We start from the raw sequence: 22,488 nt of genomic DNA on the forward strand, positions 1-22,488 counted from the left end.
ACTTCGTGTCACATGCGCGACGCTGGCGAGAATGCGCGAGGAATGTGACAAAACAGGACGGCGTCGTTCGCGCGGTTATTGAAGTGATGGCGCTTGAATGGATTCCCCCATGTAGAGGGGTATTGAAACCGCCGTTTTAATTTGTTCGGATTATGGGCGAGGTTGGCCCGATGACGGGGGTGTACTGAACTGGCTGAACGCCCGCCCACCCAGGTCCAGTGCATCCATCACAGACCGCTCCACCACCGGCGCCAACGACGTCATCATCACCATGACGAGCATCAGCCCCACCACGAGCGTGGCGGCGATGCCCACGGCAAACGGGTTGAGCGCCTGCGCCGTGCGCGAGAGCACGGCAAAGCCGAGGTTGACGATCATCATGATCGCGATGATGGGCAGGGCGATGCGCAGGGCTAGCGCAAAGACGATCGTGCCGCCGCCGGCCAGCGTCTGCCAACCCGCGTTGCCCAGCGGCGCTGCCGAGACGGGCAGGGCGGTGAAGCTGTCGAACAACGCGTGCAGCAGCACGAGATGGCCGTCACCTGCAATGAACGCGGTAACGGCCGTGAGGCTGAGGAAGCGGCCGAGGAGCATGCTGCTCTCGGTTTGCGTTGGGTCGAGCAGCGACGCAAAACCCAGGCCTATCTGCACCGACATCACTTCGCCGGCACCACTGATGGCCGAGAACACGAGCTGCACGCAAAAGCCCAGCGCCAGCCCGATCAACACCTGCACCAGCGTGATCCACAGCCCTTCGTATGAGCCCACCGACACGCCTGCGGGCACCGGCAGCATGGGCGCCAGCGCCACCGTGATGACCACGCCAAATGCCACCTTGATCGACGTCGGGATCTCGGTATTGGCAAACGGGGGCGCAATGGCGATGAACGCCAGCACGCGCACCAGCGGCCACCAGTACATGGCGATCCAGCCGTTGAGCTGCGTGGCGGTGAATTGGATCATCGTTGATTTGGCGGCTGCGTCAGCTCGGTGTCGTCAATTCACGTAGTTGGGGATATTGGTCAGCACGCCGCGCGTGTAGTCGACGATCACGGCGACGATCCACGGGCCGGCCAGCACCATCGTGGCCGCGACGGCCAGCAGCTTGGGGATGAACGACAGCGTCTGCTCGTTGAGCTGCGTGGCGGCCTGGAATACTGCCACCAGCAGGCCGACGACGAGCGACACCAGCAACATCGGCGCGCCCACCATCATGGCGACCTGCATGGCCTGGCGGGCCATATCCAGAACGTACTCGGGTGTCATGTCGGTTTCCTATCGACGCTTATTGCACGAAGCTCTGCGCCAGCGAGCCCAGCAGCAGGTGCCAGCCATCCACCAGCACGAACAGCATGATCTTGAACGGCAGCGAGAAGATCGACGGCGTGACCATCATCATCCCCATCGACATCAGCACCGCCGCCACCACGATGTCGATCACGAGGAACGGGATGAAGATGGCAAACCCGATTTGGAATGCGCTCTTCAGCTCGCTTGTGACGAAGGCGGGGATGAGCGCGCGCATGGGCGTTTGCTCGGGCGAGGCAATGGCCGGCATGTTGCCCATCTTGACGAACAGGGCGAGATCCGGCTCGCGCGTCTGCTTGAGCATGAACTGGCGCAGCGGCGTGGCGGCCGTGTCCATGGCCTGTTCGACGGTGATCTTGTTGTCACGCAGCGGCACGTAGGCGTCGGTGTAGACCTTGTCGAGCACCGGCGACATGACGAAGAACGTGAGGAACAGCGCCAGCCCGATCAGCACCTGGTTGGGCGGCGTGGTTTGCGTGCCCAGCGCATGGCGCAGCAATGACAGGACGATGATGATGCGCGTGAAGCTGCTCATCATCAGAATGATCGCCGGCAGAAACCCGAGCGAGGTCAGGAAGACCAGCGTCTGGACGGGTAGCGAATAGCTTTGGCCCCCGGCGGTGCCCGTGAGCAGCGGCAGGCCGGGTTGCGCCTGTGCGAACACGGCGGGCGCGGCGCCCAGCAGCGCCATTGCGATCAGGCAACGGAAGAAGGTGCCCGCGTTCATTCCGACTTCCCCGTCAGATGACGTTTGAGCTGGATGGACAGCGCGTCGGCAAAGCGGGGCGGCTTGCCGGAGTTGGAAGAGCCGTCTCCGGATTGGTCGTCCGGCGCGGAAGCAGCTTCTGCGGGGCGCGGCAGCGTGTGGAGCGTCTGCACGTGCTGCTGAGTCACGCCCAACACGAGCCACGTGCCTTCCACATCGACGACGACGACCTTCTCGCGGGCGCCCAGCATCTGCTGCGCAACCACGGTGATCACCTGGCTGCGGCGCCGGCCTAAACCTGCGGGGCCCATGCCCGCGCGCTGCTGCAGACGGCGCAGTAGCCAGCCGGCCGCCACGATCATCGCCAACACTACAAACAGCCCGCCTAGGGTGCGGGCCCAATCCACTGCATGGTTCATTTCAACACCTTGCCCGGGGGGAGCACTGGTTGCTGTCAGGGTGCCGATTGACGGCGCACTTGTGTGGCTTATCGGTTCAACTTACGGATACGTTCCGACGGCGTAATGATGTCGGTGAGGCGGATACCGAACTTCTCGTTGACCACCACCACTTCACCTTGGGCGATCAGGTAGCCGTTGACAAGTACATCCATCGGCTCACCGGCCAGTGCGTCGAGTTCCACCACCGAACCTTGCGCGAGTTGCAGCAGGTTCTTGATGGGCACCTTGGTGCGACCCAGCTCCACCGTCAACTGCACGGGGATGTCCAGGATCATGTCGATGTCTTGGCGTTGGGCGCCGCCCAGGCCGTCGGCCGTCAGGGGCTTGAACACCGTGCCGGATTCGGCGGCGGGCGCGGGAGCCGGCGGGTTGGCCGCAGCACGCTGCGCGGCTTCCAGGGCCATGGCCTCTTCCATCGTCATCTCGACATCGATGTCGTCGGCGTTGGCTTCGGGGTTCATGGTCGGTTCAGTTGTCATCGTCAGACTCCGTGGCAGACTCGCTGCCGCTCATATTCAGCATGCGGTTGACCCGCAGCGCGTATTGGCCGTTGAACGTGCCGTAGTTGCATTCCATGACGGGCACGCCGTCTACCTTGGCGGTCACGCAGTCATCCAGCTCCAGCGGAATGACGTCGCCCACCTTCATGTTCAGGATGTCGGACACCTGCACCTTGGCCGTAGCGAGGTCGGCAATCAGCTCCACCTCGGCGGTCTGCACCTGTTGCGACAGCAGCCGCAGCCAGCGCTTGTCCACTTCCAGCGCTTCGCCCTGGATGGCGGAGGTGAGCCGGTCGCGGATCGGCTCGATCATGGTGTACGGCATGCAGATGTGCACGTCGCCGCCGTTACTGCCCAGCTCGATGCTGAAGCTGGTGGTGATCACCACTTCATTGGGCGTGGCCACGTTGGCGAACTCGGTGTGCATTTCCATGCGCAGGAATTCGAAATCGATCGGGTAGACCGGCTGCCACGCCTTGGCGTAGTGCTCGAACACAAGCTGCAGCATGCGCTGGATGATGCGCTGCTCCACGTTGGTAAAGTCGCGGCCTTCCACGCGCATGTGGAAGCGCCCGTCACCACCGAACAGGTTGTCGACCACCAGGAAGATGAGGTTGGGGTCGAACACGAACAACGCCGTGCCGCGCAGCGGCTTGACGTGCACAAGGTTGAGCGAGGTCGGCACCACCAGGTTGCGGATGAACTCGCTGTACTTCTGCACCTTCACCGGCCCGACGGAGATTTCCGCGTTGCGCCGCATGAAGTTGAACAGCCCGATGCGCCAGTTGCGTGCGAACCGCTCGTTGATGATTTCCAGCGTGGGCATGCGCCCACGGACGATGCGCTCCTGCGAGCCCAGGTTGTACGAGCGTATGCCTGAGGGGTCGGCGGCTTCGACAGGGTCGTCGTCCGCGTCATCGGACACGCCCTTCAGGAGCGCGTCGATTTCCTCCTGGGAAAGAAACTCTTCCTTGAGCATGTCACTGGATCACAAAGTTGGTGAACAAGACATCAGCGACCGGCGATTCCTTGCCGACAGCCTTGAAGACGTGTTCGCACAGTTCAACGATTTCCTTGGACAGCTTGACCTTGCCCTCCGCCGGATACAGCTCGGTGGGCGTCTTGCTGGCCAGCAGCATCAGGACCTTGCTGCGCAACTCGGGCGTATAGGTCTTGATCTCTTCTTCGGCATGCTTGTCGAAGCTCTTGAACGTAATGCCGATCTGCAGGTAACGGTCGTTGCCTTCTTCAGGCTGCAGATTGACGGTCAGGGTTTCCATGGCCACGAACACCGGCTCTTTGGGCTTGGGTGGTGCTGCGGGGCCGGATGCGGCGTGATTGCCGCCTCCGAGGAAGAACCAGGCAGCGCCGCCGCCCATGCCGGCGAGCAGGAGCACGATCAGGATGATCAGCAGCAGCTTGGTGGAGCCGCCCTTTGCTGGGGCGGGGGCGGTAGTGGCGGCAGCGGCTTCGGCCATGGGGATCACTCGGGGACTAGGGGGGGGGTGGGCTTTCCCGGCTCGCGTCGCGCAAGACACCGTAAAACAACGCAAAGCACAGAGTCGGGTTCTCGGATGGCATTCTTCCCCACCTCTGTCCAGCTCATTCCAGCAAGAAACGTGGTCAATCCCGCTTATCTCGGGCGTTTGCGATGTGCAGGGTGGGACGGTATGTGCGCTGAAAGTGATTATCGAGGCACTTTTATGTGCCGATTACGTTGCGCCGGGCGCTTTACCCGTCGCGCCGCTCGCCGGCTCCGCCGCAAAAGTGACGTTGCCCGAAAGATTTGCCCGCACTTGCCGTTGTAATGATGGAATGCGCCGGCACGGTCCGGCCCTGCATACCTGCGTTGCCTTGCCGGAAGCCGCCTTGAATTCCTTGCCCTTTCCCACCCGTATTGACCTTGCGCTCGTCGATGCCGAAGGCTTGCCGGCCGACTGTCCTGCGCGCGGCGAGCCGCCGGGCTTTTGCCCGAAGCTGGACCTGCTGTCGATGGTCAACGCGCTGACGGAGGGCATCCTGGTGTGCGGAACAGACCGCCGCGTCACCTACGCCAATCCGAGTGCCGCACGGCTGCTGGGTTTGCCGGTGGAAGCGCTGGTGGGGCGCTTGCTGCCCACGGTCGTCAACGCCGCGGTGGATGAATTCGATGCGTCCATCCACGAGGCCGACTGGCCTGATCAGGATGTGATCGCCGAAGGGCAGCCGCAGTTGAACCAGATTTTCGGAATGCACTGTGTGGATGGCCGCACGGTGTGGGTTTCCAGCAACTGGACGCCGCTGTATGCCGATGGCGGTCATTCGATGACGGCCTCGCCGCGGGCATCGGAAGCCGGTGCGACGCCATATTCGGTGCTGGTGTCGCTGGTCGACATCACGCAGATCCGCGAAGCCCAGCAGCGCATCCGGCATCTGGCCACGCACGATACGCTGACGGGTCTGCTGAACCGCTCCGCGCTGGAAGACCGTCTGGAGCACGCGCTGGCGATCGCGCGCCGCAACCGCTCGCGCGTCTCGGTCATGTTCCTCGACCTGGATCGTTTCAAGAACGTCAACGACACGCTGGGCCACCAGTTTGGCGACATGCTGTTGCGCGAAGTGGCGGCCCGCCTGCAGGCTTGTGCGCGCGAAGCCGACACCGTGGCCCGCCTGGGCGGCGATGAATTTGTCGTCATGCTCGAAGCGCTCGACGGGCTGGGCACGCGGCGCGTGGCCGAGCGCATTCTCTCGGCCATCAGCGCGCCGTTCCATATTGAGGGGCAGGAGCTGTATCTGGGCGTGTCGATCGGGATTGCCGTGGCGCCGCACGACGGCGACGATCCGAACACGCTGCTGCGCAAGGCCGACGCCGCCATGTACCTGGCAAAAGAGCGCGGCCGCAACAATTTCCAGACCTTTACGAGCGACCTGGACGACCGCGTCTCGCGCCGCTTCCGCATTGAATCGGGCTTGCGCCGCGCGAGCGACCGCAACGAGTTCTACGCCGACTACCAGCCGCGTGTGGACGTCAAGAGCGGCCGTATCGTCGGCGTGGAAGCGCTCATCCGCTGGAATTCGGCCGATTTCGGCCACATGATGCCCGGCCAGTTCATTCAGGACGCCGAAGAAACCGGCCTGATCGTCGAGATCGACCGCTGGATTCTGCGCGCTGCCTGCGACCAGCTTGCACGCTGGCGCCGCATCGGGCTGCCGGACTTGCGCATGTCGATCAACCTCTCGGGCCAGGCATTCAGCTCTGGGCAGTTGAGCGGGATGGTGCGTGGCGCGCTATCGACCAGTGGCTTGCCCGGCAATGCGGTGGAACTGGAGATGACCGAAGGCATTCTGATTCGCGACGATCCGTCATTGCATGCGTTGCTGACCGAGCTGCGCGCGATGGGCGTATCGCTGGCGCTGGACGATTTCGGTACCGGATATTCATCGCTGTCGTATCTGCACCGCTTCCCGATCGATACGTTGAAGATCGACCGTTCGTTCGTGCAAGACCTGCCGCATGTGGCGGAACGCGCGGCCATCACGCGGGCCATCATCATGATGGCGCAGGCCATGGGCATGAAGACCGTGGCCGAAGGCGTGGAGACCACCGGGCAACTCGAATTTCTGCGCGAAGTCGGCTGCGACGAGTTTCAGGGCTATCTGCTCACGCGGCCGCTGGAGCCGACGGCGGTACAGGACCTCGTACGCGAGAACGCGCGCCGCTACGGCGAGCGTGTCCCCCGGTTTCTATAAGTCTTGAGTCTATTCAGGGTGTCCCGGAAAGCGTAGCGAGCGGCCCGAGGTTGGTGGGAGAAGCGCAGCCGTACATGTGTACGGCGAGCATCGCACCGCCAAGATCGGGCCGCGCAGTAGCTTTACGGGACACCCTAGAGTTGCAGGCCGTTGCTGACCACGTACATGGTCAGCTCGGCGTTGTTGCGCAGCTTCATCTTCGAGAGCACGCGCCCCCGATACACGCTGACCGTCTTGACGCTGATCTGCAGTGCCTCGGCAATCTCGCCCAACGTGCGGCCAGAGCCGAGCATGCGCAGCGTCTGGAATTCGCGGTCGGAAAGGATGTCGTGGCGGGGCTTGTCCCAGTCGACATTCAGGTTGTCGGCAAGTACCTCCACGAGGTCCGAAGGCAGGTATTTCTTTCCCTTGGAGATGGCGTTGACGGCGGCCAGCAACTGCGGCTGGCTGGCGTCCATCGGCAGATAGCCGGCGGCGCCCGCCTTGAGTGCCCGTACGGCAAGCAGAGCTTCAGGATGGCGGCCCAGTGCCAGCACGGCCAGGCGGGCATGCTGCTGGCGCACGGTCTTGATGGTCTGGAATTCGTCTCCGGTGGCCGATTCCACCGAGAAGAGCATGACGTCCCACTCGCGCTGCGCGAGCAGGTCGTTATTGGCATCGCGCAGGTCCGGCACGGCCTCGATCTGCCGGGCCAGGCGCGAATCCTTGAGGATCTGGCGCAGGCCGACACGGGCAATATCGTGCGGTTCGACGATCAGGACATTGAGCATGGTGGGTGTTGCGGGTCAAACGCGGGCTCGCATCGAGCTCTTCTTTCCGCCCGCAGGCCTTCCGGCCGAACTGGCGGGCTTGCAACTCCCCATCTGTGCACTGTGTGGCGCTCTATATATAGAAGGATGCTGGCGCCTATGAACTGGTCGAACGAGTATAGCCGAGGGTCTGCAGGCCAAGAAGCAGGCTTGCCGCCTCTTTTGGAGGGGGTGTCGAAAGTCAGGCGCCCGCAAGCCCAAACCGCCGCCGACGCACAAATTTGTCAAGGCGACCCTAAACTTTCCTCAGAGGCCACCGATAACCTGAGTACAACGCAGACCTGATCCCCTTCAAGTTGCAGGTCACGTTGCCCGGCCTAGCCGGAATTAGCAAACACGGGCAACAAACCATCGGGAAACTTAGGAGCCGTCATGTCCCTCAGCCTCAATACCAACATCTCGTCCCTGCAAACGCAGCAAGCTCTGTCGCAATCGCAGTCCGCTCTGCAAACGTCGCTGCAACGTCTGTCGACCGGCCTGCGCGTGAACAGCGCGAAGGACGATGCCGCTGCATATGCTGTGGCTTCCAGCCTGACGACCACGCTGAACTCGCAAACCCAAGGTATCCAGAACGCCAACAACGCACAGTCGTACCTGCAAACGGCTGACTCGTACCTGGGCCAGGTTGAAAACAACCTGCAACGTATGCGCCAACTGGCTGTGGAAGCCAACAACGGCGGTCTGTCGACCACCGACCAGGCCAACCTGGACAAGGAATACCAACAGCTGGCCACGGCCAACAAGAACATCGAGACGAACGCCAACTACAACGGCGCCAAGCTGTTCGATGGTTCGGTGACCTCGACCACGTTCCAGTACGGCCAAAGCGCATCGACCGACGTCGCTACCGTGACCAACGCCAACCTGGCGAGCTTCGGCACGCTGTCGAGCACGAGCGTGACCTCGACTGCCAACGCAACGGCAGCTCAGGCGGCCATCGATACCGATCTGGCCAGCCTGAAGTCGGCCCGCGCCAGCCTCGGTGCACAGCAAAGCGGTCTGAGCTCGACCATCAACACGCTGACCTCGTCGAACACCGCCCTGTCGGCTGCCAAGTCGGCCATGGTCGATACGGACTACGCGTCGGAAACGTCGAACATGACTCGCCAGAACATCCTGCAGCAAGCGGGTACGGCGATGCTGGCGCAAGCCAACTCGGCACCGAACAGCATCCTGAGCCTGCTGAAGGGTTAATCAGTAAGTTGGATGCAGCCCAGCCGCTTCGCGATTGGGCCAAGGGCCGGCGCTCCTCGGGGCGTCGGCCTTTTTTCTTTTTTTGGATACCCCCCTTTTTCGTGGGTGGCGCCTGCATAACCTGCCCTAAAGAAGCTGCAACCCGTGCCGTTGTGTAGAGAGACTTCCGCCGGCGCAGATGCTTATCGGACCCGATCATGGCGACTACCACTACCACCTCCTCAACCAGCAACTACGTTCCGCCGATCTCCATTCCCGGCATCGGGACGAGCATCGACGTCAATTCGCTGGTGACCAGCCTCATGAAGGTGGAGAGCCAGCCGCTGACGCAACTGCAGACGCAGCAAAGCTCGTACCAGACGCAGCTGTCGGCCGTGGGCTCGCTCAAGAGTGCGCTGTCGACCTTCCAGACCGCGCTATCGAACCTGACCAACGCGTCGAACTACAGCGCGATGAAGGCCAGCGGCTACGACACCTCGATGCTGAGTGCGTCGGTGACGGGCTCGGCGCCTGCAGGTTCCTACGCGGTCAATGTCACGCAGCTTGCGCAATCGCAGGTGCTGGCGGCGCAGGGGCAGACGTCCACTACGACGGCCATCGGCAGCGGCACCTCGACCACGATTTCGTTCTCGTTCGGCTCGGTGTCGGGCGGCTCGTTCTCGGGCGGCAAGTACACCGGTTCGACGTTCACGCAGAACGGCAACCTGGCGGGTGGCTCGATCACGATCGATTCGTCCAACAACACGCTCGCGGGTATCCGTGATGCGATCAACTCGGCCAACGTGGGTGTCTCGGCCAGCATCGTGAACGACGGCAGCGGCAGCCCGTACCGTCTGGTGCTGACGTCGACCGCGGGCGGCTCCAGCTCGGAGATGAAGATTTCGGTGTCGGGCGACTCGACGCTGCAATCGCTGCTCTCGCAAGACCCGGCAGGCACGCAGAACATGACCGAGGTGACCACGGGCCAGAATGCCCTCGCCACCATCAACGGCATTGCCGTGCAGAGCCCGACCAACACGTTGTCGAACGTGGTGGACGGCACATCGTTCACGCTGTCCAAGACGGGCAGCACCAACGTGACGGTCGCCAACGACCCGACCGCCACCACCACCGCCGTCACCAACTTTGTGAACGGCTACAACGCGCTGCGCACGCAACTGAATTCGCTCACCAACATCGACACCGCCAACAGCGCCAACAACGGCCCGCTGGCGGGCGATGTGAGTACCAAGACGCTCATCAACCAGATTACCGACGTGCTGGGCCAAGCGGTTGGCAACGGCAATTACCAGTCGCTGGGTAGCGTGGGCGTGACGATGAATTCCGACGGCACGCTGTCGGTTGACAACACCAAGCTGTCGGCTGCCGTTGCAAAGTCGCCCAGCCAGGTAGCCGGTCTGTTTGCCGGTACCGGCACGGCCACCGATTCACTGGTCAGCGTGCCGACGTTCTCGGATTCCACGCAGGCCGGCAGCTACGCCCTCAACGTGACGCGGTTGGCCACGCAGGGCACGCTCACGGGTTCGGCCGCCGCCAGCACGACCATCACGGCGGGTGTGAACGACACGCTCGCGTTCAACATCAGCGGCATGTCCATCAACGTGACGTTGGCGGCCGGCAGTTACACCGCGGCGACGCTGGCTGCGCAGATCCAAAGCCAGATCAACGCATCGACGACGCTGCAGAACGCGAAGGTTAACGCTTCGGTGTCGGCCAATGCCGGCGGCGTGCTGAGCGTAACCGATAGCCAGTTCGGCTCGGTGTCGGCGGTATCGGTGTCGGGCAATGGCGCTTCGTCGCTCTTCGGCGCGAGCCCCACGGCCACCAACGGTGTGGATGTGCAAGGCACGATCAACGGCGTTGCTGCAACCGGTTCGGGACAGAACCTCTATGGCATCAGCGGTTCCGCCACCGACGGCTTGACCGTGCAGGTGGCCGGCGGCCCGCTGGGCGCCCGTGGCACGGTCACGGTGCAGCGCGGTTACGCTGCCCAGCTCAACACGGTGATGACCAACCTGCTGTCGTCCAGCGGCATGGTGCAGAACGAGACGGACTCGATCAACAGTTCGCTCACCTCGCTTGCCAGCCAGATCACCGCCATGCAGACGCGGCTGGATAACAAGCAGGCGCTGTACTACACGCAGTTCAACGCGTTGTCGGCAGCGGTGGCGAGCATGACGAACACAAGCAATTACCTGACGACGCAGCTCGCGGCCATTACGAAGCAGACCTCGAGCAGCAACTAAGCCAGGTTCAGGTTTAGAGCACAACCCAAAACAAAACAGACTACAGCGAGGACCTTTTCCATGTACGCTGCACGCCGTGCCATCGGTGCCTATGCGCAAGTCGGCATCGAGACGTCCGTGGTAGACGCCAATCCGCACCGCCTGATCGCCATGCTGTTTGAAGGCGCGCGCGCCGCCATCAACCTGGCCGGCGCCGCCATCCAGCGCGGTGACGTGCTGGCCAAGGTGCGGGCGTTCGACAAGGCCATCTCGATCATCGGCCAGGGCCTGCAGGCCAGCCTCGATCACCAGCGCGGCGGCGACATCGCCGTGCAACTGAACAATCTGTACGACTACATGCTGCGCCGCTTGCTGCTGGCCAACGGCAACAACGATCTGACGATCCTCGCTGAAGTGGACGCCTTGCTCGTCCCGCTGCAGGATGCGTGGCTCGCCATTGGCCAGATGGGCCAGCCTGGCGCCGCCGTGGCAAACAGCCACCTGAGCGTTGTGAGCTGATTGCCGGACGTTGGCAGTAAAGCGACCTTTGACTGAATTCGGCCCAACTGGAGCCAATATGCACCGCAACATCCCGATCAAGGACAGCGAAAGTCTGTTCACCTGCTACGAAGCCATCGCACGCCTGACCGCCGAAATGGTCAGCGCGGCCGAAGTGGGTAACTGGGACGTCGTCAGCACGCTTGAACGCGAGAGCGCCACCTATGTGGATGCACTGCGCCGTTCCGAGCCGCATCCGCAGCTCTCGCGTGCGGACGTGGAACGCAAGCGCGCGCTGCTGGTACGCATTCTGGAAGATGACGCCCGCGTGCGCGCCATGGTGTATCCGCGCCTGGACCGCCTGCAAAAGCGCATCGACACGGCACGCCGTGCCACCACCGCAAGCAACGCTTACGGCAGCATGGCGCGTTATTGAGACGAAGCGTCTTGCAGTTGTTTTGACAGCGTCAGATAGTGCTCGGACTTGCGTGCGAGCGCGTGACTCTGCATCTGGTACACGATCGCCAGTTGCTGGGCAGCGAGGAAGCTGCCCCGCCCGACGACGCTGCCGTCCATCTCCGGCTGATCGCCGATCTCAAGGCAGCGGTTGAAGACCTGTTCTGCCAGCGGTAGCCACCGGGCGGCCGCCTCATCAGGGTGTTTGGCCGCCGCATCCAGCAAGACCAATCCCAGTGCAAAGCAAAGGTCCGGAAAATCTGGCCACGTCTGGATGGCGACATCGCCTTGCGCGAGCGCTTCTTCAACGCGATCGGCCTTGCCCAGGCTGTACACATAGCGCAGCGTCAGGTTGCGGCGGTACGGCGCATCAGGCGGCGCCAGGCTGAAGGCGCGCGCGTAGTAATTCACGGCCTTTGCGTAGTCTTCGTGATGCAGCTCGGTTTCCTTGCCGAGCTGATACAGCACATACGGGTCGTCCGGCCGATGCGCGAGTTCATCGAGCAGCAGTTGCGTGTTGCGCTCGCCTTTCTTTTGCATCTTGGCCGCGGTATAGCCGTCGTGGCGGATCACGATGGGTACGCGCGCCGCAGGCAATGACGACACCGGCTGCTCGTGAATGCGCCCCGTGTAGTGCACGCCACGGGGCAGCACACGCGGGATCCACGCAATCAGCTGGCTGGCAGCTTCGGCGTCGTCGGTATCGTTCTTGACGCACACCACACCGACAGCCGGCTCCGCACCGCTGAGCGTGCGCAGATGTTCACCGCCGCTTTCCAGCCATTCGTCAGCGTCGAGGATCAGGTTCCAGTCGGCGTTGGCTGCCTGCAGTGCGGTGTTGCGCGCAGCTGAGAAATCGTTTGTCCAGGCCATGTGGCTGACGAGCGCGCCGCACGACTGGGCAATGGCCACGGTGTCGTCCGTGGAGCCTGTATCGAGTACCACCATGCGATCGACAAACGGCTTCGCGCTGAGCAGGCAGCGCGCAATGCTGGCGGCTTCATTGCGGGCGATGACGACCAACGCCACATCGGCGGAAGCGGACGGGGCGCTCATTCGCGGTCATCCGCCGTGGCGAGGGCGTCGAGCAGCTTGCGCAGCACGTTGCGCGTGGCGCCAATTTCATCAAGTTCCAGCGGAATCTTGCAGGCAAGGGCTTCGGGCACCTTGGCAGCGCGCTCGCGTAGCGCGCGGCCGGCATCGGTCAGCTCGATGACGACGCGGCGCTGGTCATCGGGATCGCGCGTGCGGGTGACGAGGCCCTGTTCTTCCAGACGCTTGAGCAGCGGCGTCAGCGTGCCCGTATCGAGGTACAGCGTGCGGCCGAGGTCACCCACGGCGCACGGCGCCTGCTGCCAGCACGCCAGCATCACGAGGTATTGCGGATAGGTCAGGCCCAGTTCATCCAGCAGCGGGCGGTAGAGGCGCGTCAGCAGATGGCCGGCGGCATACAAAGGAAAGCAAAGCTGCTGATCGAGCGCCAGCACGTCGTTCACGGAAAACTCCCGGGGGGGACGGTCTGGCGCCCGAGCGGCGAATGCCGCATCGGCCCGAAAAGGGCTAAGCAAGGCTCAGCGCGTGACCGTGTTCAATTGGACGTCAATATTGCCACGGACGGCATGCGAATAGGGGCATACACCGTGTGCGGCGGTCACAAGCGCCTCCGCCGTCGCCTGATCCACGCCGCCCAGGGTGGCATTCAGCGACACTGTCAACGCAAACCCGCCATCCTCGCGCGGGCCGATGCCCACCGTGGCGGTCACCGAGGTCGATGCCAGCTTGATCTGCTTGCCACGTGCAACATGCAGCACAGCGTTTTCAAAGCAGGCGGCATAACCGGCGGCAAAGAGCTGCTCGGGGTTCGTGGCGGCACCACCTGCACCGCCGAGTTCGCGCGGCAGCGACAGGGGCAGATCCAGCGTGCCATCGGCGCTGCGAACATGGCCGGCACGGCCGCCTTCAGCGGTGACTTGGGTCTGGTAGAGCGTCTTCATGGTCGGGTCCTCTTATTTGGGAAGCCCGGTCGGCGACATGTCGGCCGGGAGATCGATCCTGAAATCGATGACGCAATTATATTGCGCACAATATAAATAGCAAGGACAACCAGAAACCCTTTTCCGGAACGTGGAAAAGGGCGGAAGAGCGTGATCTCAGATCGACATGCCCATGATGCTTTGGTAAGCCGAGACCAGCTTGTTGCGCACCTGCACGGCAGTCTGCATGTCGATGTTGGCCTTCTGCAGCGAGAGCATCACGTCGTGCAGGTCGACGTCGTTGTTGCCCATCTCAAAGCTGCGCGAAATGGCTTCGGCCTTCTGCTGCGAAGCGTCGACACGGTCCAGCGACGACTTGAGCACGGAGCCGAAGTCGACACTGGGTTTGCCGCCATCGCCGCTGGCGGTGCTGCCGCCGACGGCGCTTGCCGGTGCCAGCACGCTGTTCATCAGGGAGACCACGGAATTGGCGTTGGAGAGGTCCATGTTGGCGTGATCAGTGACTCAGGGGAATTTGGCGAGCGTTTCGAGCTCCGACACGAAGCGGACTTCACGGCCGGCCGGCACCGCTATGTCCATCGGGATCGGCGTGACGACGATGGTGTGATGCGGAATGGCGGCATCGTCATCGAGCACCAGAAACTCGGTTTCGGCAAAGCCGTGCGCGTGGTGGAAGACCTGAAGCGGTGCGCGGCGCAGGGTGGCGTACTTGGGCGGCTCGGGCTTGAACGGGTCGAGCTTGGTCAAGTATTCGAACGCAGCATTGACGCGGTATAGGTCATACGGCGCGGGCAGATCGGACACTTCACCCAGCGCGCGAACGCGGTTGGCGATGTAATAGTTGTCGATCCAATTGCCGCCTTCATGCGTGCGCAGGCGCAGCGCAACCTTCATGCGTGCCAGCACGAACTGGTTGATGGCGTTCAGCCACTCCGGGCGCTCGGCTGCCGGCAGCGTGTGCGCGAACTTGCCGAACAGGTATTCCAGACCGCCGCGATAGCGGTCCCACGCATGCTTCACTTCTTCGTTGCCGGCCTGGGCGCGGGTCTCGTCGGCAAAGTAGCGTGAGACCGACCGGTAGAACGGCGTCTTGCTGAAGTACACCGCGCTGGAGCCGAGCATTTCTGCCGCGTGCACGAAGGCGTAGAACGCGTGTTCCGGCGCGCTGAAGTAGATGCGGTCCATCACCTCGCGGCGTGCCAGGTAGATCTCCGGAAACAGGTGGTGCGACAAGACCAGCGCCAGCAGCTTGGCGTAGTCGTGCTGCTCGATCAGGTAGTTGTCGTCCTGCCGATAGAACGCGGTGACATCCTGCCGCGTCGGCAGGTCGTGAATGAACCACGGCGCAAAGATGACATCCACGCCTGGGTTGCGCTCGAAGATGTCGATGTTGTTGTTGATCTCGGCCAGGATCGGCAGGTCATCATCGGCGTGGTAGAGCACGTACTTGCCCTGCGCGCTGCGATAGAGCTGGTTCAGGTTTTCTGCCGAGCCCAGGTTGGACGGGCGGCGGAAATACCGGATGTTCAGCTTGTCCTGATAGCGGCCGACGACCTCTTCGGTGGCATCGGTCGAGCAGTTGTCGCCGATCAGCAGTTCGTAGCTGAACTTCAGTTCGCCGATCTGCGAGACCAGTTCTGCGAGCAGGTTGTCGAGATAGCGCGCACGGTTGTAGGTCGGGATGCAGACGCTCAGCGCGACCTGCTGGATGACCGCGTCGTGCTTCACGGGCGCAACGTCCTGCAGCGCTTCCGGTTGGATTGCTTCGATCTCACTCATGGATGAACTCGCGCCAGTTGAGGGTCTGAGGGCACATGTACTGCTTGCCGCCCGGGCCATGATTGGCAATCAGGTCCAGGCTGCTGACAAACGGGGTGAACGCGCCATGCAGTTGCGGATACGGCCGCATGGCGTAGTTCATGTATTCGACGGCGATGCCGTGCTGCTCGAACTCGGCATGGGCCAGGTAATTCTTGGCACCGTGTCCGGTGATGTAGGTATCGCCTTGCAGCTTCTGCACGATGGCCAGCACACGGTCCGTATTGCGGCCGGGAATGTCCAGTTCAGGCGAATCGACAAACTTGCGGTCCAGCTCGATACCCAGGTAGCGGCATACCGCGCGCATGGACGCCAGTGCCAGCTCGCCCATGTTGGGGTAGTCGGCTTCGTACACGGAGCGCACCAGCGTCAGCATGTCGCTTGCGTGCGGCGCGGCCTCGTAGGTCTGCTCCAGCATGCGCAGATGCTGCGCGCGCCAGTCAACGTTGGTCGCGGGTTTGACTTCATCGATGCGCGCGCCGAGGTGGAACTTCTCCAGCGGCACCGTCATCCAGCGCGTGCCGGCCGGCTCCTTGATCTGTACGCGGTTGGTGAAGCTGCCCTTGGAGAACTGCACGTCGGCGTAATTGACGAGCACGTCGGCCAGCATGATCTGCTCAAGCAGGCCGACCCACGGGAACAGCATCGGTTGTGTGATCACGACCTTCATGACGCCAGCATCCGTTCCATGAGAACAACGTCGTGCCAGCGGTTGTCTTGCAGGTAGTGGCCGGCCAACGTGCCGATGGTCCGGAAGTCGAGCTTCTCGTACAGCGCGATGGCGCGTGTGTTTTCGGCCAGCACTTCCAGCGTGATCTTGCGCAGGCACAGCGTTTCGGCGGCGTAGGCAAATGCGGCTTCGCATGCAGCGCGCCCGTGGCCCTTGCCTTGCGCGGACGACGCCAGGCAGATACCGAGGGACGCGTGCCTGTTCACCGCATCGATGTGGTTCAACTGCAGGTAGCCCAGCACGCTGTCATCTGCCTGACTGGCAATGACAAAGAGCACCAGGTCGCTCTGCTTGGATTTCGCGATCAGCCAGTCGCGCACGCTCGCGGCCGAGTTTGGCCGTGGGCGTGTCATGAGCTGCAACTGCGTTGGAACGTCGTTGCGTAGCGGCAGCAGTTGCGCGATGTCGCTCTCGCGCCATTCCCGAAGGACGAGTGAGCCGCGCGCGATCATGGCTGGAAGCGGAAATAGCGGAAGCGATTCGGATACGCGGCTTCCACCGTGTGCCGCACTTCATCGGCAATGACCGGATTGACGGCCAGGTACACCACCTCAACCTCATCCGGAATGCTGTCCAGCGCCACAACCGGCTTGCCCGCCAGGGAGGACCCTTGCAGGTACGGGTTCTGATCAACAAACGCGCGCAGGGCGTGCGGCTGTTGCAGGTTGCTTGCGGTGTAGGCGCCATAGAAACCGGCGCCATAGATCACGGCGGGCGCGTTGCCGTGCTGCGTTTCAAAATCCGTCAGATGGCTGGAGGCTTGCTGCCAGAAGCGGGCAAGCTTGTTGGCTGCGCTCTGTGTGTCGGCCAACGCTTGCGCATCGAGCGCCGGCGCGACTTTGCTGTCGCCAGGACGGCGCACGGCGGTCACGACGAATGCGCCACGGTGGCTTTGCGCATCGGCCTCGAGCAGGTCAAACCCGTGGTTGGCCAGCAGCGTCTGCAGCGACGTGTGCGTGAAGTGGTTGACGTGATCGGCCACCAGAAAGTCCACCGAGTTGGTGAACGTGTTCGGCACGATGGCATACAGGCGGCCGCCGTCGCGCAGCAGGCCGTGGATGTTGCGCAGCGCAGTCGCCAGGTCGGGGATGTGCTCCAGCGAGAAGAACGAGGTGACGACATCGAACGAACGCTGCCATGCCGACGGGATCGTGTAGGTGGCCCATTGCTCGGGGCGCAGGAATTTTTCCCAGAAGCTGACGTAGCGGTCGCTGATGTCGAACAGGTGGACGTTCACGTCCGGGCGCTGCTGCTTCAGCAGGCGCATGGTTGCGCTCTTTGCGCACCCGAAGTCGACCACGCGCGCACCTTCGGCCAGCGCCACCTTGCGCTGGAGCGTGCCGACCTGATGATCGGCACGGAAGATCTTCTGGCCGTTCTCGACGGCGTAAATCTGGTCTTCTTCCTCGCTGTTGACGAGGATGTCGTACTCGGTGTCGTAGAAGCTGCCGTTGTCACACAACTCGACGGTCTGGATGTGACCGCACGCGGCGCAGCAGAAGACCTCCAGCGTGCCGTCCATGGCGCGGCGCAGGGAAGACAGCGAGCTTTGCGGCGCTGCGCGGTAAATCGGTTCTGGCAGCGGTTGCTGGCAGACGTTGCAGGGCAGTGCACCTTGGGTCATGGTCAGGCTTCCACGGAGAGTTCGGGGTGAACGGTACGGAAGTCGACGCCATTGGCGTACGAGCCCTTCCAGCCGTGCGAGCGCCCGGTCGGCTCGCAGAAATTGAAGTAGCGGAACTGCATCGACCAGCGCGAGCGCTGGCTCGTGTTGTGGCCGGAGGCGTGCAGCACCAGGAAGTCGACCATCACCAGATCGCCCGGCTTGGTCAGCGGTTGCACATGCGGATAGCGCGCGAGGTAGCTCGCCTCGTCCTTGATCAGCAATGCATAGGCGCCTTGCTTGCCGGCGTTGTCCGGGTCCGCGCTGAAGACGGGCAGCGGGCCTTCTACGTGCGAGCCGGGGCAGAACTCCACTGGCCCGATCTCGGGCGTGATCTCCACCAGCGGGCTCCAGAACACCACACCGTCAAGGCTGCGCAACTGGGCGGGATATTCCTGATGCCAGTTGGCGCGAAATTTCTCTTCACGCGGGTTGTCGATGCGGATGCCGGAGCCAGCGTGCGCAATGCCCGGCAGTGCGCCGGGGCGCACGATCCGAACGAGCTGCTCATGGCGCTCGTCGCCCAGCAGGCGGACAAACGCGGGGATCTGCTTGACGGCGTCGTACACCTCGGCGCCGTATTTGCGATTGGCTTGGATGACGGCCTGATAACCGTCGTCGAATCGTTCCGGCGCAAACGGTGCGCGCTCGATGTCGAGACGGTATTTGTCGATCACCAGACCGATGATGTCGTAGATCGCTCGCTGAATCGGCTCCACCTGCGACGGCGCGTAAAAGTCGCGCAGGATCAGCAGGCCGTCGCGCTGGAAGGTCTCGATCTGATCGGGGCTCAGGATGCCAGGCATGCCAGCTTCTCCTGATGTTCGCGCACGAGATCGAGCACCACGTTGCACACCGTCTCGATGTTCTCGCTCGACATGTCGTGATACGACGGCAGGTTGATGGCGCGCTCGGCAATCGCGTAGCTGTTGGGCGCGTTGTGGCGTGCAGTGGCGGCGGACGTGCCGAACAACTCGGTCTCGCTCAGCGGATAGAAGAACACGCGTGCATCGATGCCGCGGCGCGAGAACGCGGCCAGCAGGCCATCGCGCGTCATGCCCAGCGCTTCGTCAAACACCACGGTGGGCATCCAGTAGCTGTTGAGCGTGCCGGGTGCCTCGGGGTTCAGTGCAAGGCCGGCAACGCCGCCAAGGTGCGCCTGATACTCGGCAAAGATCTCGCGCTTGCGTGCAACCAGTGCATCGATGCGCTCGAGCTGCGCGCAGCCGATGGCGGCCTGCACGTTGGAAATGCGGTACTTGAAGCCGATGAAGTCAGACCAGAACTGTTTGCCGCCGGGCACGCGGCCATGGTTGTTCAACGTCATCACGCGGTCGTACAGCGCGCGGTCGTTCGTGACGAACATGCCGCCTTCGCCCGTCGTCATGGTCTTGGTGCCATGAAACGAGAACGTGCCGAAGATGCCTTGCGCGCCCGTTGCATGCCCGTGCCAGCGCGAGCCAATGGCTTCGGCTGCGTCTTCGATAACAGGAATGCCGTGGCGCTTGCCGATGTCCAGCAGGCGGTCCATCTCGCACAGGTTGCCGTAGAGGTGCGTGGCGATGATCGCTTTCGTGCGCGGCGTAATGGCCGCTTCCACGAGCGCCGGGTCCAGGCACCACGTGTCGGGCAGGATGTCGACAAATACCGGCGTGGCGCCCACGTAAGTGATGGGCGATGCCGTAGCGATCCAGTTGGTGTCGGCCAGGATCACCTCATCGCCGGCGCCGATGCCGAGGGCTGCCAGGCCCATGTGCATGGCACCCGTGCAGCTTGATGTGGCAATGGCGTATTGCGTGCCGACAAACTCGGCAAACTGCTTTTCAAAGCGGTTGATGTAGGCGTAGCACTGGTCGCCCCAGCCGTTGCGTGCGGCGTCGGTGGCGTATTCGACTTCCAGCTCGGTGATCGACGGCTTGGAGTACAGAATCTTCTGGGTCATGGCTGTTCCTGCAGTTCAGGATTCAGGGCACGCAACGTGATGCCCGCAAACGCGTCGGTCAGCGGTGGATGGTTGCGGTCCCGGTCGGAGCATTCGGTAATGTCGAGCGGCCAGGCGATGCCTAAGCGGCTGTCGGTCGGGTTGAGCCCGTCTTCGGCGGCTTGCGCGTATGGCGTCGAGGTCAGATAGAGCAACTCGCAATCGTCTTCCAGCGCCTGGAAGCCGTGGGCGAACCCGCGCGGCACCAGCAGGCTGTTGTGGCGTTCGGCTGACAACTCCACCGCATGCCATTGCAGGAACGTTGGCGAACCCGCACGCAAGTCAACGGCCACATCGAACACACGGCCACGCACGCAGCTCACGAGTTTGATCTCGGCATGCGGCGGGTATTGAAAGTGCAGCCCGCGCACGGTGCCGCGCTTGGCCGAATAGGAATGGTTGATTTGCGCGACCGGGCTGTCGAAGCCGGCGGCAGCGAGTTCCTCTGCACAGAAGAAGCGCGTGAAGTACCCGCGATGGTCACCCATGACCTTGCGGGTGATTTCAGCCACGCCGGCCAGCGGTGTCGGTTGGATGGTGAAACGGCTCATGCGGCGCTCCTGGATGTGGCAGCAGACGCGACGGCGGTGAAGCGGTCGATCTGTTGGTCACACAGCGCGCGTGCGCTCGCCGTCTTTTCATGCAGATGCCGATACCACGCGGCGGTCTGTTCCAGCGCGGTCTCGAACGGCCACGCCGTCTGCCAGCCTAGCTGCTGGCGTGCCCGGCTGGCGTCCAGATGCAGCATGCCGGCCTCGTGCTTGCCGGTGGCGGCATTGGCGTCCAGTTGCCAGATCAGCGCGGGCCAATGGTGTTGCAAGCCTTGCAAGACCTGTTCGACCGTGCGCGTGGCGGCGCTGTCCGGGCCGAAATTCCAGGCGGTCGCGCAGGCTGCGTCACCGGCCAGCAGCCGTTGCGCGAGCACCAGGTAACCATGCAGGCAATCCAGAACGTGCTGCCACGGCCGCGTAGCGTGCGGCGAGCGGATGATCAGCGGGGTACCGGCACGCATCGCGCGCTCGGCATCGGGGATGAGCCGGTCTTCCGACCAGTCGCCGCCGCCGATCACATTGCCTGCGCGGCCCGTGGCCAGCAGCGGGCCGTTGGCGAAGAAGGCACGCCGGTAGCTTGCGGCGACCAGTTCGGCGCAGGCCTTCGATGCGCTGTACGGGTCATGGCCGCCGAGCGCATCGGTCTCGCGGTAGCCCCAGGCCCACTCGCGGTTGTCGTAGCACTTGTCGGTGGTGGCCACCACGATGGCAGCCAGGTTCGTGCAGCCGCGCGCGGCTTCCAGCACGTTCACGGTGCCCATCACATTGGTGGCGTAGGTGCCGGCCGGGTCGTTGTACGACGCGCGCACGAGCGGTTGCGCCGCGAGATGGAACACCACATCGGGCCGCGCTGCTGTCATCGCGGTACGCAGGGTGTCCGCATCGCGGATATCCGCCAGCGTGTGACCGGCCAATGCAGGTTCCACGTCAGCAGCCGTGAACAGATTCGGCGTTGTTTCCGGGGCCAGGCTGTAGCCGTACACTTCGGCGCCAAGCTGGCGCAGCCACAGCGCAAGCCAGCTGCCCTTGAAACCGGTATGCCCGGTCAGAAAGACGCGCTTGCCAGCCCACGCACGCGGGTCGAGCGTCACCACTTTTTCCACGGTGCACTCCCCGCTTGCCAAAGGGCTTCCAGACTGTTCTTGTCGCGCAGCGTGTCCATCGGCTGCCAGAAGCCGTGGTGCTCGAACGTGTTCAGTTCGCCCATCTCGGCCAGGCGTGCCATTGGCGCGCCTTCCCACGGCGTGTCTTCGGTTGCGATGTATTCGATCACCGACGGATTGAGCACGAAGAAGCCGCCGTTGATCCAGCTACCGCCGTCGCCGGGAGGCTTTTCAGTAAAGCCGGTCACGCGTGCGCCGTCGCGCTGGAGCATGCCGTAGCGGCCAGGCGGCTGCACGGCCGTCACGGTGGCCATCTTGCCGTGCTCGCGGTGGAAGGCGATCTTGCTGGTGATGTCGATGTCGGACACGCCGTCGCCGTAGGTGAAGCAGAACGGCTCGTTCGGGTCCAGATAGGCGGCCACGCGCTTCAGGCGCCCGCCGGTCTGCGATTGTTCGCCCGTGTCGACCAGCGTGACGCGCCAGGGCTCGGCGTGGCGTTCGTGCACGGTCACTTCGTTCTTCGACATATCGAACGTCACGTCCGACATGTGCAGGAAGTAGTTGGCGAAGTACTCCTTGATCACGTAGCCCTTGTAACCGAGGCAAATGATGAAGTCGTTGATGCCGTGGGCGGCATAGATCTTCATGATGTGCCACAGGATCGGGCGGCCACCAATCTCGATCATCGGCTTGGGCCGCAGGTGCGATTCCTCGCTGATGCGCGTGCCGAGGCCCCCGGCCAGGATGACTGTCTTCATGATT

26 protein-coding genes are annotated in these 22,488 nt (G+C 63.1%); 5 read left to right on the top strand and 21 right to left on the bottom strand.

Annotation, left to right across the window (positions count from 1 at the left end; translation table 11 throughout):
• Window positions 1–150: 150 nt before the first annotated feature.
• The 7 genes from fliR to fliL all read right to left on the bottom strand — a co-directional run bounded on the left by fliR (window position 151) and on the right by fliL (window position 4,453).
• Window positions 151–963, bottom strand: a complete 813-nt coding sequence (gene fliR, locus BG83_RS0115445) for a flagellar biosynthetic protein FliR (protein WP_024977595.1) — start codon at window positions 961–963, stop codon at window positions 151–153.
• 33 nt (window positions 964–996) lie between these two features.
• Window positions 997–1,266: a flagellar biosynthesis protein FliQ gene (fliQ, locus tag BG83_RS0115450; protein WP_004631435.1), complete on the bottom strand. Its 270-nt coding sequence runs from the start codon at window positions 1,264–1,266 to the stop codon at window positions 997–999.
• A 19-nt stretch (window positions 1,267–1,285) separates the two neighbouring features.
• Complete coding sequence (gene fliP / locus BG83_RS0115455; protein ID WP_024977596.1) at window positions 1,286–2,035, bottom strand: flagellar type III secretion system pore protein FliP; 750 nt, start codon at window positions 2,033–2,035, stop codon at window positions 1,286–1,288.
• On the bottom strand, window positions 2,032–2,433 hold the full coding sequence (gene fliO, locus BG83_RS0115460; protein ID WP_024977597.1) for a flagellar biosynthetic protein FliO: 402 nt from the start codon (window positions 2,431–2,433) through the stop codon (window positions 2,032–2,034). The genes fliP and fliO overlap by 4 nt, the downstream gene beginning before the upstream one ends.
• Before the next feature lie 68 nt (window positions 2,434–2,501).
• Window positions 2,502–2,954, bottom strand: a complete 453-nt coding sequence (gene fliN, locus BG83_RS0115465; protein ID WP_024977598.1) for a flagellar motor switch protein FliN — start codon at window positions 2,952–2,954, stop codon at window positions 2,502–2,504.
• Window positions 2,944–3,954, bottom strand: coding sequence for a flagellar motor switch protein FliM (gene fliM / locus BG83_RS0115470; RefSeq protein ID WP_024977599.1), 1,011 nt, complete (start codon window positions 3,952–3,954; stop codon window positions 2,944–2,946). The genes fliN and fliM overlap by 11 nt, the downstream gene beginning before the upstream one ends.
• A gap of 1 nt (window position 3,955) precedes the next feature.
• Window positions 3,956–4,453, bottom strand: coding sequence for a flagellar basal body-associated protein FliL (fliL, locus tag BG83_RS0115475; RefSeq protein ID WP_024977600.1), 498 nt, complete (start codon window positions 4,451–4,453; stop codon window positions 3,956–3,958).
• A 514-nt stretch (window positions 4,454–4,967) separates the two neighbouring features.
• Between fliL and BG83_RS0115480 the strand changes: the two genes are divergently transcribed.
• Window positions 4,968–6,704 carry an EAL domain-containing protein gene (locus BG83_RS0115480; RefSeq protein ID WP_024977601.1) on the top strand — a complete coding sequence of 579 codons (1,737 nt, stop codon included), beginning with the start codon at window positions 4,968–4,970 and terminating at the stop codon, window positions 6,702–6,704.
• 134 nt (window positions 6,705–6,838) lie between these two features.
• On the opposite strand, the gene BG83_RS0115485 is transcribed toward BG83_RS0115480, so the two are convergent.
• Window positions 6,839–7,474, bottom strand: coding sequence for a response regulator transcription factor (locus BG83_RS0115485; RefSeq protein WP_024977602.1), 636 nt, complete (start codon window positions 7,472–7,474; stop codon window positions 6,839–6,841).
• Between the two features lie 411 nt (window positions 7,475–7,885).
• Between BG83_RS0115485 and BG83_RS0115490 the strand changes: the two genes are divergently transcribed.
• The 4 genes from BG83_RS0115490 to BG83_RS0115505 all read left to right on the top strand — a co-directional run bounded on the left by BG83_RS0115490 (window position 7,886) and on the right by BG83_RS0115505 (window position 11,866).
• Window positions 7,886–8,707 carry a flagellin gene (locus BG83_RS0115490; protein WP_024977603.1) on the top strand — a complete coding sequence of 274 codons (822 nt, stop codon included), beginning with the start codon at window positions 7,886–7,888 and terminating at the stop codon, window positions 8,705–8,707.
• A 197-nt stretch (window positions 8,708–8,904) separates the two neighbouring features.
• Window positions 8,905–10,953, top strand: coding sequence for a flagellar filament capping protein FliD (gene fliD, locus BG83_RS0115495; protein ID WP_024977604.1), 2,049 nt, complete (start codon window positions 8,905–8,907; stop codon window positions 10,951–10,953).
• A 60-nt stretch (window positions 10,954–11,013) separates the two neighbouring features.
• The gene (gene fliS / locus BG83_RS0115500; protein WP_024977605.1) at window positions 11,014–11,451 is read left to right on the top strand and encodes a flagellar export chaperone FliS; all 438 of its coding nucleotides are present in this window, start codon (window positions 11,014–11,016) and stop codon (window positions 11,449–11,451) included.
• A gap of 58 nt (window positions 11,452–11,509) precedes the next feature.
• On the top strand, window positions 11,510–11,866 hold the full coding sequence (locus BG83_RS0115505) for a flagellar protein FliT (protein ID WP_024977606.1): 357 nt from the start codon (window positions 11,510–11,512) through the stop codon (window positions 11,864–11,866).
• Here the strand turns inward: BG83_RS0115505 and BG83_RS0115510 are convergent.
• From BG83_RS0115510 to rfbF, 13 genes are all read right to left on the bottom strand, one after another.
• Entirely contained in the window at window positions 11,860–12,942 is a 1,083-nt protein-coding gene (locus tag BG83_RS0115510) for a glycosyltransferase family 2 protein (RefSeq protein ID WP_024977607.1), read from the bottom strand. The two genes, BG83_RS0115505 and BG83_RS0115510, sit on opposite strands and share 7 nt — an antisense overlap.
• On the bottom strand, window positions 12,939–13,382 hold the full coding sequence (locus tag BG83_RS0115515) for a MarR family winged helix-turn-helix transcriptional regulator (protein ID WP_024977608.1): 444 nt from the start codon (window positions 13,380–13,382) through the stop codon (window positions 12,939–12,941). The genes BG83_RS0115510 and BG83_RS0115515 overlap by 4 nt, the downstream gene beginning before the upstream one ends.
• A gap of 75 nt (window positions 13,383–13,457) precedes the next feature.
• Entirely contained in the window at window positions 13,458–13,880 is a 423-nt protein-coding gene (locus BG83_RS0115520) for an organic hydroperoxide resistance protein (RefSeq protein WP_024977609.1), read from the bottom strand.
• Window positions 13,881–14,036: 156 nt separating this feature from the next.
• Window positions 14,037–14,366, bottom strand: coding sequence for a flagellar hook-basal body complex protein FliE (gene fliE, locus BG83_RS0115525; protein ID WP_024977610.1), 330 nt, complete (start codon window positions 14,364–14,366; stop codon window positions 14,037–14,039).
• An 18-nt stretch (window positions 14,367–14,384) separates the two neighbouring features.
• Complete coding sequence (locus BG83_RS0115530; RefSeq protein ID WP_024977611.1) at window positions 14,385–15,659, bottom strand: glycosyltransferase family 2 protein; 1,275 nt, start codon at window positions 15,657–15,659, stop codon at window positions 14,385–14,387.
• Window positions 15,652–16,368: a WbqC family protein gene (locus BG83_RS0115535; RefSeq protein WP_024977612.1), complete on the bottom strand. Its 717-nt coding sequence runs from the start codon at window positions 16,366–16,368 to the stop codon at window positions 15,652–15,654. Before BG83_RS0115535 ends, BG83_RS0115530 begins: the two co-directional genes overlap by 8 nt.
• Complete coding sequence (locus BG83_RS0115540) at window positions 16,365–16,880, bottom strand: GNAT family N-acetyltransferase (protein ID WP_024977613.1); 516 nt, start codon at window positions 16,878–16,880, stop codon at window positions 16,365–16,367. Before BG83_RS0115540 ends, BG83_RS0115535 begins: the two co-directional genes overlap by 4 nt.
• On the bottom strand, window positions 16,877–18,052 hold the full coding sequence (locus tag BG83_RS0115545) for a class I SAM-dependent methyltransferase (protein WP_024977614.1): 1,176 nt from the start codon (window positions 18,050–18,052) through the stop codon (window positions 16,877–16,879). The genes BG83_RS0115540 and BG83_RS0115545 overlap by 4 nt, the downstream gene beginning before the upstream one ends.
• Window positions 18,053–18,054: 2 nt before the next feature.
• The gene (locus tag BG83_RS0115550; RefSeq protein ID WP_024977615.1) at window positions 18,055–18,897 is read right to left on the bottom strand and encodes a phytanoyl-CoA dioxygenase family protein; all 843 of its coding nucleotides are present in this window, start codon (window positions 18,895–18,897) and stop codon (window positions 18,055–18,057) included.
• Window positions 18,882–20,033 (bottom strand): DegT/DnrJ/EryC1/StrS family aminotransferase, encoded by a 1,152-nt coding sequence (locus BG83_RS0115555; protein WP_024977616.1) that lies wholly within the window; start codon window positions 20,031–20,033, stop codon window positions 18,882–18,884. Before BG83_RS0115555 ends, BG83_RS0115550 begins: the two co-directional genes overlap by 16 nt.
• On the bottom strand, window positions 20,030–20,623 hold the full coding sequence (gene rfbC, locus BG83_RS0115560; RefSeq protein ID WP_024977617.1) for a dTDP-4-dehydrorhamnose 3,5-epimerase: 594 nt from the start codon (window positions 20,621–20,623) through the stop codon (window positions 20,030–20,032). The genes BG83_RS0115555 and rfbC overlap by 4 nt, the downstream gene beginning before the upstream one ends.
• Entirely contained in the window at window positions 20,620–21,726 is a 1,107-nt protein-coding gene (gene rfbG, locus BG83_RS0115565; RefSeq protein WP_024977618.1) for a CDP-glucose 4,6-dehydratase, read from the bottom strand. The genes rfbC and rfbG overlap by 4 nt, the downstream gene beginning before the upstream one ends.
• Window positions 21,711–22,484 (bottom strand): glucose-1-phosphate cytidylyltransferase, encoded by a 774-nt coding sequence (rfbF, locus tag BG83_RS0115570; protein ID WP_024977619.1) that lies wholly within the window; start codon window positions 22,482–22,484, stop codon window positions 21,711–21,713. Before rfbF ends, rfbG begins: the two co-directional genes overlap by 16 nt.
• Window positions 22,485–22,488: the final 4 nt, after the last annotated feature.

This window comes from Ralstonia pickettii (assembly GCF_000607165.1).
Lineage (GTDB): Bacteria > Pseudomonadota > Gammaproteobacteria > Burkholderiales > Burkholderiaceae > Ralstonia > Ralstonia holmesii.

Excerpts from the sequence above, each read along its gene's own strand:
- fliR (WP_024977595.1), bottom strand. The coding sequence starts at position 963 with ATGATCCAATTCACCGCCACGCAGCTCAACGGCTGGATCGCCATGTAC.
- fliQ (WP_004631435.1), bottom strand. The coding sequence starts at position 1,266 with ATGACACCCGAGTACGTTCTGGATATGGCCCGCCAGGCCATGCAGGTC.
- fliP (WP_024977596.1), bottom strand. The coding sequence starts at position 2,035 with ATGAACGCGGGCACCTTCTTCCGTTGCCTGATCGCAATGGCGCTGCTG.
- fliO (WP_024977597.1), bottom strand. The coding sequence starts at position 2,433 with ATGAACCATGCAGTGGATTGGGCCCGCACCCTAGGCGGGCTGTTTGTA.
- fliN (WP_024977598.1), bottom strand. The coding sequence starts at position 2,954 with ATGACAACTGAACCGACCATGAACCCCGAAGCCAACGCCGACGACATC.
- fliM (WP_024977599.1), bottom strand. The coding sequence starts at position 3,954 with ATGCTCAAGGAAGAGTTTCTTTCCCAGGAGGAAATCGACGCGCTCCTG.
- fliL (WP_024977600.1), bottom strand. The coding sequence starts at position 4,453 with ATGGCCGAAGCCGCTGCCGCCACTACCGCCCCCGCCCCAGCAAAGGGC.
- BG83_RS0115480 (WP_024977601.1), top strand. The coding sequence starts at position 4,968 with ATGGTCAACGCGCTGACGGAGGGCATCCTGGTGTGCGGAACAGACCGC.
- BG83_RS0115485 (WP_024977602.1), bottom strand. The coding sequence starts at position 7,474 with ATGCTCAATGTCCTGATCGTCGAACCGCACGATATTGCCCGTGTCGGC.
- BG83_RS0115490 (WP_024977603.1), top strand. The coding sequence starts at position 7,886 with ATGTCCCTCAGCCTCAATACCAACATCTCGTCCCTGCAAACGCAGCAA.
- fliD (WP_024977604.1), top strand. The coding sequence starts at position 8,905 with ATGGCGACTACCACTACCACCTCCTCAACCAGCAACTACGTTCCGCCG.
- fliS (WP_024977605.1), top strand. The coding sequence starts at position 11,014 with ATGTACGCTGCACGCCGTGCCATCGGTGCCTATGCGCAAGTCGGCATC.
- BG83_RS0115505 (WP_024977606.1), top strand. The coding sequence starts at position 11,510 with ATGCACCGCAACATCCCGATCAAGGACAGCGAAAGTCTGTTCACCTGC.
- BG83_RS0115510 (WP_024977607.1), bottom strand. The coding sequence starts at position 12,942 with ATGAGCGCCCCGTCCGCTTCCGCCGATGTGGCGTTGGTCGTCATCGCC.
- BG83_RS0115520 (WP_024977609.1), bottom strand. The coding sequence starts at position 13,880 with ATGAAGACGCTCTACCAGACCCAAGTCACCGCTGAAGGCGGCCGTGCC.
- fliE (WP_024977610.1), bottom strand. The coding sequence starts at position 14,366 with ATGGACCTCTCCAACGCCAATTCCGTGGTCTCCCTGATGAACAGCGTG.
- BG83_RS0115530 (WP_024977611.1), bottom strand. The coding sequence starts at position 15,659 with ATGAGTGAGATCGAAGCAATCCAACCGGAAGCGCTGCAGGACGTTGCG.
- BG83_RS0115535 (WP_024977612.1), bottom strand. The coding sequence starts at position 16,368 with ATGAAGGTCGTGATCACACAACCGATGCTGTTCCCGTGGGTCGGCCTG.
- BG83_RS0115540 (WP_024977613.1), bottom strand. The coding sequence starts at position 16,880 with ATGATCGCGCGCGGCTCACTCGTCCTTCGGGAATGGCGCGAGAGCGAC.
- BG83_RS0115545 (WP_024977614.1), bottom strand. The coding sequence starts at position 18,052 with ATGACCCAAGGTGCACTGCCCTGCAACGTCTGCCAGCAACCGCTGCCA.
- BG83_RS0115550 (WP_024977615.1), bottom strand. The coding sequence starts at position 18,897 with ATGCCTGGCATCCTGAGCCCCGATCAGATCGAGACCTTCCAGCGCGAC.
- BG83_RS0115555 (WP_024977616.1), bottom strand. The coding sequence starts at position 20,033 with ATGACCCAGAAGATTCTGTACTCCAAGCCGTCGATCACCGAGCTGGAA.
- rfbC (WP_024977617.1), bottom strand. The coding sequence starts at position 20,623 with ATGAGCCGTTTCACCATCCAACCGACACCGCTGGCCGGCGTGGCTGAA.
- rfbF (WP_024977619.1), bottom strand. The coding sequence starts at position 22,484 with ATGAAGACAGTCATCCTGGCCGGGGGCCTCGGCACGCGCATCAGCGAG.